The following is a 13,902-nucleotide window of genomic DNA, read 5'->3' on the forward strand; positions in this document are numbered from 1 at the left end:
GCTGATGAGCATCGGCGAGGTGCTGGGTCAGTTGCGGGTTGATTTCCCGGACGTGACCATTTCGAAGTTGCGGTTCCTCGAGGCCGAGGGTCTGGTGGAGCCGCAGCGGACGGCTGCGGGTTACCGGAAGTACAGCTGGGACGATGTGGCGCGGTTGCGGTTCGTGTTGACCGCGCAGCGGGACCAGTATCTGCCCTTGCGGGTGATCCGTGATCAGTTGGCGCAGTGGGACGCGTCCGGGGAGTCGCCGGGTCGGCAGCGGCCGACGTTGGTGGCGGTGGGTCCGGACGGTGAGGTTCCGGGGCGGGTGTCGGAGGAGCCGGCCGGGTCGTCGCAGGTGCGGCTCGGCCGGTTGGATCTGGTGGCGCGCAGTGGGATCGACGAGTCGACGCTGGGCGAGTTGGAGCGCCTCGGTGTGGTGGTGTCGGATCCGCCAGGTTGGTACGACGACGATGCGTTGATCATCGCGCGTGCGGTGGCGGGTCTGGCGGCGTACGGGTTGGAGCCGCGGCATCTGCGGGCGTTCCGGACGGCGGCGGATCGGGAGGTCGGTCTGTTCGCGCAGTTGGTGGCGCCGTTGGCGCGGCAGAGTGATCCGGCGGCGCGGGCGCGGGCTGCGGAGACGGCGCGGGAGTTGGTGGCGTTGTCGCAGCAGTTGCATGCGGCGTTGGTGCGGGTGGGGTTGCGCTCGACGTTGGGTCGGTGATCCGGTGGGGCGTGCGGAAAGATCTTCCCCGGGAAGCGTGTCGTAGGCTTGCCGGGGTAACCCCTTTCTGGCGCGGGCGTGGTGCAGGTAGCGCATGGGACGGCCGTGTCGCGGTCCGTGTACCGTGCAGGGAAGGGCGCGGTGCGGCGTAGGTGACAACGACACGGAGGCGGCGGTGCGCGAGCTGAGCGTGGTCGGAGTTCGGGTGGAGCTGCCCAGCAACCAGCCGATCGTCCTGCTCAGGGAGGTCGAGGGGGACCGCTATCTGCCGATCTGGATCGGTGCGGTCGAGGCGACGGCGATCGCCTATGAGCAGCAGGGGGTCAAGCCGGCCCGGCCGCTGACCCATGATCTTCTGCGGGACGTGTTGGCGGCGTTGAAGGCGCCGTTGCAGGCGGTGGAGATCACCGAGTTGAAGGAGAACGTCTTCTACGCGGATCTGTTGCTCGGTGACGGGGTGCGGGTGTCGGCCCGGCCGAGTGATTCCATCGCGTTGGCGTTGCGGGTCGGTGCGCCGATTCGTTGTGCCGAGGAGGTCCTCAGCGAGGCGGGGATCGTGATCCCGGACGAGCAGGAGGACGAGGTGGAGAAGTTCCGCGAGTTCCTGGACCAGGTGCGTCCGGAGGATTTCGCCGGCTGACTCCGGTCTCCTGCGGGGGGCGTCACTTTTGGTGACGGTCCGGTGCTGTGGGTGATCGTCGTTGTCGTGTGTCGCGGCGTGTCGCGACGGTTCCTGCGGGGCAATTTCTCAAGGCGGCTATAGGGTTGCCGTGTCGAGGGGTGCACGTCCCGGAAGCGACGTGTCACCGCACTGGCGGGGAGGTTGTCCGGATGCACGAGCCGCGAGATCCCGATCCGGGTACGGAGCTGGACGAGCCGGGTGTGGCGCCGCCGGGTTGGGCGACCGAGGGTGACGGTGCCGTGGGGTACCGGGGTGTGACGGCCTGCCACGCGGTGGGGATCAGCTACCGCCAGTTGGACTACTGGGCCCGTACGGGGTTGGTGGTGCCGAGTGTGCGCGACGCTTCGGGTTCGGGCACGCAGCGGTTGTATTCGTTCCGGGACCTGGTGGTCCTGAAGGTGGTGAAGCGGCTGCTGGACGCCGGGGTGTCGTTGCAGAACATCCGTAAGGCGATCGAGGCGCTGCGCTCCCGTGGGGTGGAGGATCTCGCGGGCATCACGTTGATCTCCGATGGCACGACCGTGTACGAGTGCCGGTCGCCGGAGGAGGTGGTCGATCTGTTGCAGGGTGGCCAGGGCGTGTTCGGCATCGCGATCGGTGGGGCGTTCAAGGAGATCCAGGGGTCCTTGTCGCACCTGCCGTCGGAGCCGGCGACGTCGGTGGAGGCGCCGGTGGCGGCTGATCCGGTGGGTGACGAGTTGGCGGCGCGTCGGGCGCGTCGTCGGGCGGGTTGATCTCCGGCGGCTGGCCGGGGGTGCCCTTCGTGGGTGGCCTGGGGAATCAGGAGCCGCTGCGGTGATGTCCAATCTGGCCTGCTCGGAGGCAAATGCCGACAGTGGACGCCTTGGGCACGAGTCGCCTTGTTGACAGTCATTGCGTCACCGTGAATCCTGTGTGCGGCGTTCACGATCTTCTGCGTGCATATCACCCACGGTGATATGACGTGGCGGTTCGGCGAACCTGTACGGACGACGCAGAAGGCGATGGCGACGCCTGCCCGACGATCGGATTTGAACGAGAGTGCAGACTGACTATCACGTCGACGCAATGGTCTTGGATGCCGGTGAGAGTGCCGCAGACGGCAACGCGTCGGGCTGTCCGGTGGCTCATGCCTCCCGGTCGCAAGATTCCCTGGTGGAGGACGTCACGGCGGAGGCCGTCGAGTTCTTGCAGCTCTACCACGCGGAGCGACGGCTGCCGGGCCTGATCGGGCGGATCGCGGAGGTCCGGGAGGAGATCGCGCTGACCGGCACGTACCGGCACACCACGGAGGAGTTGGCGTACGGGGCGAAGGTCGCCTGGCGGCAGTCGGTGCGGTGCGTGGGACGGGTGCGGTGGGCAGGGCTGAAGGTCCGGGACCGGCGCGAGGTGACGACGGTGGCGGGCATCTCGCAGGAGTTGGCGCAGCACCTGGCGGTGGCGGACAACGGTGGGCGGATCCAGTCGGTCATGACGGTGTTCGCGCCCGACCGGCCGGGGGTGGGGCCGCGGGCGCGGATCTGGAACGACCAGTTGATCCGGTACTGCGGGCATCGGACGGACGACGGGTCGGTGCGGGGTGATCCGGCGCAGGTGGCGATGACCGATGCGGCGCGGCGTCTGGGGTGGCGTCCGCCCGCGGTACCGGGTCGGTTCGACCTGTTGCCATGGGTCATCGAGACGGCGTATGAGGATCCGACGGTGGTGGAGGTGTCCCGGGACCTCGTTCGGGAGGTCGCCCTGGTGCATCCGGAGTACCCGTGGTTCGAGGATCTACGGCTGCGCTGGCATGCCCTGCCGGTGATCAGCAACATGCGGTTGCGGATCGGTGGGGTGGACTACAGCTGTGCTCCCTTCAACGGTCACTATCTGAGCGACGAGATCGGTACCCGCAACATGGGGGACCGGGGCCGCTACGACCAGTTGCTGCCGGTGGCCCGGGGGCTGGGGTTGGACACCTCCCGGGAGGACAATCTGTGGCGCGAGCACGCCGTGTTGGTGATCAACCAGGCGGTGCTGCACTCGTTCCGGCTGGCCGGTGTGCGGGTGTCCGATCCGCACACCGAGTCGGAGCAGTTCATGAGGTTCTGCGAGTTCGAGGAGCGGGCGGGTCGGCCGGTGCATGGTGACTGGTCGTGGCTCAACGGCAGTGTGGGGTGGGCCGCGTTGCATGCCGTGCATCACCGCTACTACGACGAGAGGATCCCGAACCCGAACCTGTGGCAGGCGGACCGTGCGTACGGGCCGTCGGGCGTGTTGCAGTCGACCCTGCGGCAGCGTCATGACGTCGCTCGCCGGCAGGAGGGCTGAGGCATGGATGTCGCGGCGTTACGCCAGAGTTGGGCCCAGTTCTGTGTGGCCGGTCCGGAGGCGGCGAAGCACTTCTACGCGACGTTGTTCGTGATCGCGCCCGAGGTCCGCACGATGTTCCCGACCAACATGGAGTACCAGCAGGACAAGTTGCTTGCGGCGTTGGGGCATGTCATCACCCACATCGACGACGAGCGGGTGGTGACGTCGTTCGCGCAGCGCTTGGGGGCTGACCACCGCCGGTTCCGGGGCGAGGACCGGCAGGGTCGGCCGGTGCCGATGGCGGAGTGGCACTACAGCCAGGTCGGGCAGGCGTTGCTGTTGACGTTGGAGCGGTTCCTCGGGCCACGGTGGACGCCGGCGCTGCGCGCGGAGTGGGCCGCGGCGTACGAGTTGGTGGCGCGGTTGATGCTGGCCGGTGCGGCGGAGGCGGTGCGGTCGTCGCCGCCGTACTGGGAGGCGGAGGTGCTGAGGGTGCAGCGGCGGCGGTCCGACGTGTGTGTGCTCACGGTCCGCCCGAACTATCTGTGCGAGTACCTGCCGGGGCAGTCGTTGCCGGTGCAGGTGCCGCAGTTGCGGACGTGGCGCTATCTGTCGCCGGCGAACGCGCCGCGTCCGGACGGGACGATCGAGTTCCACGTCCGCGCCACGGGTCGGTTCTCCACTTATCTGGTGCGCAAGGTGCGCGAGGGCGACCAGTTGTTGTTGGGGTTGCCGGTGGGTGAGGCGTTGGCGTCGTACGACCGGTCACCCCATCTGCCGTTGCTGCTGGTGGCCGGGGGCACCGGGCTGGCGCCGTTGCGGGCGGTGGTGGAGGCGTTGCAGCGGGGACCGGGGCGTCCGACGACTCTGGTGGTGGGCGGCAAGACGCCCGACGACCTGTATGACGACCGGGCGTTGCGGGAGTTGGCGGCGATGCCGCCGGCGGGGTCGTGGCGGTCCGGTGAGGTCGGTGGGTGGCTCCGGTACGTGCCGACGGTCGAGAGCGGCTGGCAGTGGCAGGGTGCGGTCGGTACGGCCGGTCACACCGCGGCGCGGTTGGGTCCGTGGCGGGACACCGAGGTGCTCGTGTGCGGCAGCCCGGAGATGACCCGGGAGACGATCAGCGCCCTGGCCACGTCGGGGGTGACGCCGGAGCGGATCCTGACCGAAAGTTACGATCACTCCCTCTACCCACCTCTGGCGAGCGCGGCTGCCGTAGCGCCGTCCGATGTGACGTGGACCGGTGCGGCTCCCGCCGCACCGCGCGACTTGAGTTGGACAGGTGCGCGATGAGCATCGACCACGGTGACCGGGTGGTCGCCGATCCGCACGGTGAGCTGACCCGGTCCGTGGCCGCGCTGGAGGCGCGCCGGTTCCGGGGCAGCCGGTGGCTGTCGGCCGACGAGGTCGCCGGCCTGGCCCGGTCGGCGGACGAGCGGGTGGCGTTGCTGGGGGGTGAGGTGGACCGGCTGCGGCGGGAGAACGAGGCCCTGGCGCGGCAGGTGGAGATGTTGCGCCACGGCGCGTTGCCCAGCACCGCCCCGCAGGGCCCGGACCCGATGGTGATCGAGTTGGCGGTGCGGGCGCAGGACGAGGCGAACCGGACGATCAGTGAGGCCAGCGCGGAGGGCGCGGAGATCATCGCCGACGCGCGGCGGCAGGCCGAGGAGATCCTCGCGGAGGCGCACGTGTTGGCCGGGGATGCTGCCGGCCGGGCGGGGGACGAGGGATTGCCGCGGCAGGTGCGGGAGTTGGAGGGCCGGCACGCGGCGTTGGTGGCGGCGGTGGCGACGGCGCAGCAGCACCTGAGCCGGTGGCAGGCGTACCTGTCGGAGCAGTCGGAGCAGTTGCGTACCGACGCGGCTGCTGCCGGGGCGCTCAGCGCGCAGCTGCGTGCGGTGGTCGGCGAGTAGCGGCGCCGGGTCAGCGCTGGTCGACGGCGGCGACGGCGTCGGCGATGGGGGTGTCGCCGCCGACGACCTCCAGGATCGCACCGGCGCTGTGCGGGTGGTAGAGCAGGGCGACGAGGACCCGGGCGACGTCGGTGCGGGTGACGGCGCCTGCCGGTGCCCGCCGGGCGAGGGTGATGCGCCCGGTGGGCGTGCCGTCGGTGAGGCGGCCGGGGCGCAGGATCGTCCAGTCGAGGTCGCGGCCGGTCAGGTCGTCCTCGGCGGCCTTCTTCGCCCGCAGGTACGCGGCGAACACCTCGTCGGTGCCGGTGGGCGCCTCGCCCTCCACGCCCATGGACGACACCAGCAGGTAGCGGCGGACGTCGGCGCGTTGCGCGGCGTCGGCGAGCAGGACGGCGCCGGCCCGGTCGACGGTGTCCTTGCGGTCGGCACCGCTGCCGGGGCCGGCGCCGGCGGCGAAGACGACGGCGTCGGCGTCGCGCAGGTGCTCGGCGAGTTCGTCGACGCCGACGTGTTCGAGGTCGGCGACGACGGGGTGGGCGCCGGCGGCGCGCAGCGCGGCGGCGTGGTCGGGGTTGCGGATCAGCCCGACGGCGGTGTCGCCCCGACCGGCGAGTTCGCGGTGGGCGAGCTGGGCGATCTTGCCGTGGCCTCCGGCGATGACGACGCGCATACTGCCAACCTAGCCGCCGCTTCGGCCCGGCGCGGCCTCTCGGCCCGGGCGGTGGCGGCGCCCGCCTGGCCGGTTGGCCGGCGGGGTGGCGGCGCGGGGCGTGCACTGGCGGGACGGTCGCCGGTGTTCGCCGAGGGGCGCCTGCCTGAGGCAGCATGGACGGGTGACGGAGACGGTCGACGCGCTGGCCGGGCTGGTGGCCGGCGGCGGTGTCGTGGTGTTGAGCGGGGCGGGGCTGTCCACCGAGTCGGGCATCCCGGACTACCGGGGGCCCAGTGGCGCGGCGCGACGGCACACCCCGATGACGTACCAGGTGTTCACGCGTGACCCCGTGGCGCGGCGGCGCTACTGGGCGCGCAGCCACCTGGGGTGGCGGATGATCGCGCGGGCGACGCCGAATGAGGGGCACCGGGCGGTGGCGCGGCTGCAACGCGGCGGGCTGGTCGACGGGATCATCACCCAGAACGTGGACGGGTTGCACACCGCCGCGGGCAGCCCTCGGGTGGTGGAGCTGCACGGCCGCCTCGACGAGGTGGTGTGCCTGGACTGCGGCAACCAGACGTCGCGGGAGGAACTGGACCGGCGGCTGCGGGAGGTGAACCCGGGCTTCGACGCGCGGGTGGCGGCGGTCAACCCGGACGGTGACGTGGATCTCGCCGACGAGCAGGTGGCCGGGTTCCGTACGGTCGACTGCACGTTCTGTCGGGGCGGCATGTTGAAGCCGGACGTGGTGTTCTTCGGTGAGACGGTGCCCGCGGCGCGGGTGGCCCGCTGTTTCGAGCTGGTGGCACGGGCGCGGCTGCTGCTGGTGCTGGGATCGTCGTTGACGGTGATGTCGGGTCGCCGGTTCGTGGTGGCGGCGGCGAAGTCGGGCATTCCGGTTGTGATCGTCAACCAGGGGCCGACCCGGGGTGACGGGTACGCGGCGTTGACGGTCGACGCGCCGTTGGGTCGGCTGTTGCCGGCGCTGGCCGACCGGGCGATCGGCGGTGTGCCGGTGGGCTGACCGGCAGGGCGGCAGCGGCCTGTCGGGGTGTGGATCAGCGGGCGCTGGTAGCGTTGACCATGCCGGTAGTACCCACGTGGGAGAGACCGCCCAGCAGCATCTCAGGCGGCGCCGAAGGGGCAAATCCTCCCCGGAACCTCTCAGGCAAAAGGACCTCGTGGGCAGGCACTGTGGAGCGCCTCGTGGGCGCGACAGAGGGGGAGGCCGACCTGTCGACCTCGCCCCGGGAGTGCCGCCCATGACCGCAGAGCAGTTCGCCGCCCGCCACATCGGTCCCGATCCGCACGACGAGCGCCGGATGCTGGAGGCCGTCGGTTACGGCTCGGTCGAAGAGCTGATGGACGCGGCGATCCCCGAGGTGATCCGCTGGCACGGCACCCTGGACCTGCCGGAGCCGGCCAGCGAGCACGACGCCCTGGCCGAGTTGCGGGCGCTGGCGGCCCGCAACACCGTCGTGGTGTCGATGATCGGGTTGGGCTACCACGGCACGCACACCCCGGCGGTGATCCGCCGCAACGTGCTGGAGGACCCGGCCTGGTACACGGCGTACACGCCGTACCAGCCGGAGATCAGCCAGGGGCGGCTGGAGGCGTTGCTGAACTTCCAGACGATGGTCACGGACCTGACCGGGTTGGCCACCGCGAACGCGTCGATGCTCGACGAGGGCACCGCCGCGGCCGAGGCGATGACCCTCGCGCGCCGCGCGTCGAAGAGCAAGAGCGCGGTGTACGTGGTCGACGCCGACACCCTGCCGCAGACCATCGCGGTGATCGCGAGCCGGGCCGAGCCGCTCGGTATCGACGTGCGGGTCGTCGACCCCGGGCGTGACGAGTTGCCGGCGGAGTTCTTCGGTCTGCACCTTCAGTACCCGGGGGCGTCGGGGGCGGTGCGTGATCAGGCGGGCCTGGTCGAGGCGGCGCACGCCGTGGGGGCGCTGGTGACCGTGGCGGCGGATCTGCTGGCGCTGACGCTGCTGCGCCCGCCGGGGGAGATCGGCGCCGACATCGCCGCCGGCACGACGCAGCGTTTCGGTGTGCCGATGGGCTTCGGTGGGCCGCACGCCGGCTACCTGGCGGTGCGGGCGGGGTTGGAGCGGATGCTGCCCGGCCGGCTGGTCGGGGTGTCGCGTGACGCGGACGGCAACCCGGCGTACCGGCTGGCGTTGCAGACCCGGGAGCAGCACATCCGCCGGGAGAAGGCGACCAGCAACATCTGCACGGCGCAGGTGCTGCTGGCGGTGATGGCCGGCATGTACGCCGTCTACCACGGTCCGGACGGGCTGCGGGAGATCGCCCGCCGTACGCATGACAGGGCGGTGCGGTTGGCGGCGGCGCTGCGGGGCCTCGACGGCGTGGAGGTGGTGCACGAGGCGTTCTTCGACACGGTCCTGGTGCGGGTGCCGGGCCGCGCGGGGGCGGTCGTGGCCGACGCCGCCGCGCGGGGCGTGAACCTGCGGCTGGTCGACGCCGACCACGTGGGGGCGTCCTGCGACGAGACGACCACCCTGGCGCACCTGCGGACGGTGTGCGACGCGTTCGTGGCCGTGCTCGGCGGGCGGGCCGGGGGCGTGGCGGCGGCGTGGGACGCGCCGGTCGGGGGCGTGTTGCCGGCGGCGCTGGCCCGTACGTCGGACTTCCTCACCCACGCGGTGTTCCGCAGCCACCACTCGGAGACGGCGATGCTGCGCTACCTGCGGCGGCTGTCGGACTTCGACTACGCCCTGGACCGGGGGATGATCCCGCTCGGGTCGTGCACGATGAAGCTCAACGCGACCACCGAGATGGAGCCGGTGAGCTGGCCGGAGTTCGCCCACATCCACCCGTTCGCGCCGGACGCGCAGACCTCCGGTTACCGGGAGATGATCTCCCAGTTGGAGGGGTGGCTGGCGGAGGTGACCGGCTACGACGCGGTCAGTGTGCAGCCCAACGCCGGTTCGCAGGGCGAGCTGGCGGGTCTGCTGGCGATCCGGGCCTACCACCGCGACCGGGGTGAGGGGCACCGCGACGTGTGCCTGATCCCGTCGTCGGCGCACGGCACCAACGCGGCCAGCGCGGTGATGGCCGGCATGCGGGTGGTCGTGGTGGGCTGCGACGACGGGGGCAACATCGACCTGGTGGACCTCGACGCGAAGATCGACAAGCATCGGGGCGCCCTCGCGGCGATCATGGTGACGTATCCGTCGACGCACGGGGTGTACGAGACGGGCATCGCGTCGCTGTGCGCGAAGGTCCACGACGCCGGCGGGCAGGTGTACGTCGACGGGGCGAACCTCAACGCGCTGGTCGGTTTCGCCAAGCCGGGCAAGTTCGGGGCGGACGTGTCGCACCTGAACCTGCACAAGACGTTCTGCATCCCGCACGGCGGCGGGGGTCCGGGGGTGGGTCCGGTGGCGGTGCGGGCGCACCTGGCGCCGTTCCTGCCGGGTGACCCGCTGGGCGCGCACGTCGACGGCCGGCCGGCGATCTCGGCGGCCCGCCACGGGTCGGCGGGGATCCTGCCGATCCCGTGGGCGTACCTGCGGATGATGGGCGCGGCGGGGCTGGTGCGGGCCACGGGTGTGGCGGTGCTGGCGGCGAACTACGTGGCGGCGCGGCTGCGCGGGCACTTCCCGGTGCTGTACGCGGGCAACAAGGGCCTGGTGGCGCACGAGTGCATTCTGGACCTGCGGCCGTTGACGAAGGCGACGGGGGTGAGCGTGGACGACGTGGCGAAGCGGCTGATCGACTACGGGTTCCACGCGCCGACGATGTCGTTCCCGGTGGCGGGGACGCTGATGGTGGAGCCGACCGAGAGTGAGGACCTGGCCGAGCTGGACCGGTTCTGCGATGCGATGATCGCCATCCGGGAGGAGATCGACAAGGTGGGGTCGGGGCAGTGGCCGGCGGGCGACAATCCCCTCGCCAACGCCCCGCACACGGCGGCGATGGTGTCCGCCGACGAGTGGCCGCACGCGTATGCGCGGTCGGTGGGCGCGTACCCGGGCGGGGTGGCGCGCGCCGGGAAGTACTGGCCGCCGGTGCGGCGCATCGACGGCGCGTACGGCGACCGGAACCTGGTGTGCTCGTGCCCGGCGCCGGAGGCGTACGAGAGCTGACGTCGCGTGACGCCGGGGCGGTCGTGGTGCCGCCCCGGCGGGTGCGCCGACCTGGGCCGGGGGGTGTCCCGACCGGGGGACCAGCCTGGATCGACGCGTTGGTATTGCGTGACGCAGCGTGACAGGGTCAGGCGACGAGGGCGTGTCGGGCGGGGCCGCGGTGGGGGGCGATGCTGCTGCCGTCGGGGAGGAGTTCGCCGGTGTCCTCGAAGACGATGACACCGTTGCAGAGCAGGCTCCAGCCCTGCTCAGGGAAGCAGGCGAGGACCCGGGCGGCTTCCCGGTCGGTCGCTTCGGCGGAGGGGCAGGTGGGTTGGTGCTGGCACATCGGGATCTCCGGACTGTGGGGGCACTGTGTCATGGTTCACATGACCAGTGACGCACAGTACCAAGCAAAAGCGGTCAGCATCGAGCAGGTATGCGCGTGGATTCGCTGAAATCCACTGAACGGATGAGGGTGGATGGGCCGGACGGCGTGGAAACGCTCCCAGGGTTAGGGGTCGACGTGCCGGGGGCGCCGGCCGACTGCCGCCGTACGCTCGTCGAGCGGGCCCGCTGGCAGTGGCGGCCCGCCGACGGCGGGGACCCGGCGGCGCGGGTCGAGGAGTTCCTCGCCGCGTACGGCCTGCCGCTGCACGAGCTGGCCCGCCCCGCGCCCCGCCACGACCCGGCCGGGGTGTGCGGCGCCGCCCTCTACGTCTCCGCCGCCGCCGGCGCGGCCCTGATCGGCGCGCCCCCGGGCGCCGCCAACCCCGCCCCCGCGCTGCCGGAGGTCGCCGTGGTCGTCTACGGCCACGGCCCGGCCGCGGTGGCGTCGAGCCGCCCGGTCGCGGAGGGCGCCACGACACCCGGCGCGCACTGGTGGCGCGGCGACTGGGCGCAGAGCTGGACGCCGCGCCAGCACGCCGACGCCGTCACCGCGGTGCGCGCCGCGATCGGTCGCGGCGACGTCTACCAGGTCAACCTCGTCGGCCACGCCGCCGCCCGCTACAGCGGCGACCCGCTGCCGGCCCTGCGTCGGTTGGCCGCGCTGCCCGGCGCCCGCTACGGCGGCACCCTCACCGGTGCGGGTTGGGCGATCGGCTGCGCCAGCCCGGAGACCCTGGTGGAGCTGGCCGACGGGCGGCTGATCACCCGGCCGATCAAGGGCACCCGGCCGGCCACGGCCGTCGGCCGCGCGGCGCTGCTCGCCTCGGCGAAGGAACGCGCCGAGCACGTGATGATCGTCGACCTGGAGCGCAACGACCTGGCCCGCGTCGCCCGCACCGGCAGCGTGCGCGTCGACGAACTGTTCGCCGTACGCCGCTGGTGCGACCTGTGGCAGGCCGAGTCGACGGTGTCCGCGGCCGTCGCCGACGGGCTCGGCCTGGCGGACCTGCTGCGCGCGCTCTGCCCCGGCGGCTCGGTCACCGGCGCCCCGAAACTCGCCGCCCTGGAGCACGTCGCCGCGCTGGAGCCGGTGGGTCGGGGCGCCAGCATGGGCGCGCTCGGCTGGGTCGCCCCGGGCCGCATCGACCTGGGCCTGACGATCCGCACCGCCGCCGTCGACGGCGAGCGGGTGCACGTCTGGGCGGGCGGGGGCATCACGTGGGGCAGCGATCCCGACGCCGAGGTCGCCGAGGCCGCCGCGAAGGCCGCCCCGGTGCGCGCCGCCCTCGCCGGCGGCTGAGCGCGGCACGCACCGGGGGCAGCGCGGTCCTGGGCGTGAGCGCGTACCGCCGTGGCGCGGCCCCGAGCGCGCGCCGCCGTGTGGCGCGGCCCGCCGGTGCTGGGCACGTTGGAAGAGGCGCCGCGGCGCCTTCGTCCGGTCAGATGAGCGGTAACCGGATCGAGGGCGTCCGCAGCCGAGGCGGTCGGTATGTTCCAGCAACCCCTGCAACCCGTCGGCGGGTCGCTCACGTTGAGCGCCGCCTGCGCCGCGCTGCCCCTGCTCACCCTGTTCGTGCTGCTCGCGGTGGTGCGTACGCGGGCCTGGGTGGCGGCGTTCGGTGCGCTGTCCGTGGCGGTGCTGCTGGCCTGGTGGCTGTGGCGGATGCCGCTGCCGCAGACGCTGCTGGCCGCCGCCCAGGGCGCCACCTTCGCCCTCTTCCCGCTCGTCTGGACGTTCGGCACGGCGATCTGGATCCACCGGCTGACCGTGCACACGGGGCACTTCGACACGCTGCGGCGGGAGTTCGCCCGCCTCAGCGACGACCGCCGCGTGCAGGCCCTGGTGATCGCGTTCTGCTTCGGGTCGCTGCTGGAGGCCCTGGCCGGCCAGGGCACGCCGGTGGCCGTCACCACGGTCATGCTGCTGGCCCTGGGCTTCAGCCCGCTGCGCGCCGCCGCCGTGGCGCTGGTCGGCAACACGGTGCCGGCGGCCTTCGGCCCGCTCGGCCTGCCGATCACCACGCTGGCCGGCGTGACGGGGCTGCCGGCGACGGAACTGGGCATGATGGCCGGCCGGCAGGTGCCGGTGATCGCGGTCGTCGTCCCGCTGGTGCTGCTGGTCGTCGCCGACGGCCGCCGGGGCGTACGCGAGCTGTGGCGCCCGGCGCTGGCGTGCGGCGGCGCCTTCGCGGTGGCGCAGTTCGTCACCGCGAACTGGCTGACGGCCGCGCTGGCCGACATCACCGCCGCCTTCGCGGGGATGGGCGTGCTGCTGCTCGTCGCCCGCCGGCGCGTGGTGCGGCGACCGGTCGCCGTGCCGGTCGGCGCCGGCGGCCCGCCCCACGACGCCCCGGCGTCGCCGCGCCCCGCCCCGCAGTCGTCGACCGCGCCCGGCGACGCCGGCACGGCGCCCGCCGAGGGCGCGCCCGGGGCGCGGTGGCGGGCGTACGCGCCGTACGTGACGATCGTGGCGGTCTTCGCCGTCTCCCAGGTGCCGGCGCTCAAGCGGCTGCTCGACGCCGGCACGCTGGCGTTGTCCTGGCCGGGGCTGCACGTCGTCACGGCCGCCGGCGACCCGTCACCGGTGACGACGTTCCGCTTCGCCTGGTTGGCGGCGCCCGGGTCGTTGCTGCTGGTGGCGGGCCTGATCACGGTGGTGCTGCTGCGGGTGTCGCCGCGCGAGGCCGTCGGGCTCTACGGGCGCACCCTGGTCGAGCTGCGGTGGGCGGTGGCGACGGTGGTCGGGCTGCTGGCGCTGTCGTTCACCATGAACGCCGCCGGGCAGGTCGCCACGCTGGGCGTCTGGATGGCCGGCGCGGGTGGGTTCTTCGCGGTGCTGGCGCCGGTCCTCGGGTGGCTCGGCGTCGCCCTGACCGGTTCGGACACGTCGTCCAACTCGCTGTTCGGCGCGTTGCAGGTGGCCGCGGCGCAGCGCGCCGGCCTCGATCCGGTCCTGTTGGCCGCGGCCAACGCCTCGGGCGGCACGCTCGGCAAGATGATCAGTTTGCAGAACCTGACGATCGCCGCCGCCGCGGTCGGGCTCACCGGCCGCGAGGGCGACCTGTTCCGGCGGATGGTCGGCCCGAGCGTGCTGCTGCTCGCCCTGATGTGCCTGCTGGTCGGGTTGCAGGCCACGCCCCTGCTGGCCTGGATGGTGCCGTAGCGCGGTTCCCGCACGGAGAACGGCCCGC

12 protein-coding genes and 1 riboswitch are annotated in these 13,902 nt (G+C 72.6%); of the genes, 10 read left to right on the top strand and 2 right to left on the bottom strand.

Annotated elements, in window-relative coordinates; genetic code table 11:
• Positions 1-4: 4 nt before the first annotated feature.
• The 6 genes from ftsR (at position 5) to AC5L34_RS19305 (ending at position 5,572) form a co-directional block, all read left to right on the top strand.
• The gene (gene ftsR / locus AC5L34_RS19280; protein ID WP_172896671.1) at positions 5-706 is read left to right on the top strand and encodes a transcriptional regulator FtsR; all 702 of its coding nucleotides are present in this window, start codon (positions 5-7) and stop codon (positions 704-706) included.
• Between the two features lie 175 nt (positions 707-881).
• The gene (locus AC5L34_RS19285; protein WP_132237713.1) at positions 882-1,346 is read left to right on the top strand and encodes a bifunctional nuclease family protein; all 465 of its coding nucleotides are present in this window, start codon (positions 882-884) and stop codon (positions 1,344-1,346) included.
• Between the two features lie 191 nt (positions 1,347-1,537).
• A complete protein-coding gene (locus tag AC5L34_RS19290; protein ID WP_101409914.1) occupies positions 1,538-2,122 on the top strand; it encodes a MerR family transcriptional regulator in 585 nt (194 codons plus the stop codon).
• Between the two features lie 313 nt (positions 2,123-2,435).
• A complete protein-coding gene (locus AC5L34_RS19295) occupies positions 2,436-3,677 on the top strand; it encodes a nitric oxide synthase oxygenase (RefSeq protein ID WP_441177946.1) in 1,242 nt (413 codons plus the stop codon).
• 3 nt (positions 3,678-3,680) lie between these two features.
• Entirely contained in the window at positions 3,681-4,952 is a 1,272-nt protein-coding gene (locus AC5L34_RS19300) for a globin domain-containing protein (protein WP_441177947.1), read from the top strand.
• Positions 4,949-5,572, top strand: a complete 624-nt coding sequence (locus AC5L34_RS19305) for a hypothetical protein (RefSeq protein WP_441177948.1) — start codon at positions 4,949-4,951, stop codon at positions 5,570-5,572. Before AC5L34_RS19300 ends, AC5L34_RS19305 begins: the two co-directional genes overlap by 4 nt.
• 10 nt (positions 5,573-5,582) lie before the next feature.
• On the opposite strand, the gene AC5L34_RS19310 is transcribed toward AC5L34_RS19305, so the two are convergent.
• Positions 5,583-6,242 carry an NAD(P)H-binding protein gene (locus tag AC5L34_RS19310; RefSeq protein WP_441177949.1) on the bottom strand — a complete coding sequence of 220 codons (660 nt, stop codon included), beginning with the start codon at positions 6,240-6,242 and terminating at the stop codon, positions 5,583-5,585.
• A 163-nt stretch (positions 6,243-6,405) separates the two neighbouring features.
• Between AC5L34_RS19310 and AC5L34_RS19315 the strand changes: the two genes are divergently transcribed.
• Both AC5L34_RS19315 and gcvP read left to right on the top strand, forming a co-directional pair.
• Positions 6,406-7,248, top strand: coding sequence for an NAD-dependent protein deacetylase (locus AC5L34_RS19315; protein ID WP_441177950.1), 843 nt, complete (start codon positions 6,406-6,408; stop codon positions 7,246-7,248).
• Between the two features lie 67 nt (positions 7,249-7,315).
• A riboswitch (glycine riboswitch) is annotated at positions 7,316-7,414 on the top strand.
• A gap of 72 nt (positions 7,415-7,486) precedes the next feature.
• Entirely contained in the window at positions 7,487-10,342 is a 2,856-nt protein-coding gene (gcvP, locus tag AC5L34_RS19320; RefSeq protein WP_494826249.1) for an aminomethyl-transferring glycine dehydrogenase, read from the top strand.
• A 127-nt stretch (positions 10,343-10,469) separates the two neighbouring features.
• Here the strand turns inward: gcvP and AC5L34_RS19325 are convergent, their stop codons facing one another.
• Complete coding sequence (locus tag AC5L34_RS19325; protein ID WP_089000314.1) at positions 10,470-10,670, bottom strand: DUF5999 family protein; 201 nt, start codon at positions 10,668-10,670, stop codon at positions 10,470-10,472.
• A gap of 123 nt (positions 10,671-10,793) precedes the next feature.
• Between AC5L34_RS19325 and AC5L34_RS19330 the strand changes: the two genes are divergently transcribed.
• On the top strand, positions 10,794-12,011 hold the full coding sequence (locus AC5L34_RS19330) for a chorismate-binding protein (protein ID WP_494826250.1): 1,218 nt from the start codon (positions 10,794-10,796) through the stop codon (positions 12,009-12,011).
• Positions 12,012-12,200: 189 nt separating this feature from the next.
• Entirely contained in the window at positions 12,201-13,874 is a 1,674-nt protein-coding gene (locus tag AC5L34_RS19335; protein WP_494826252.1) for an L-lactate permease, read from the top strand.
• The last annotated feature ends 28 nt before the right edge of the window (positions 13,875-13,902 follow it).

It is taken from the genome of Micromonospora sp. ZG13, from assembly GCF_059359355.1.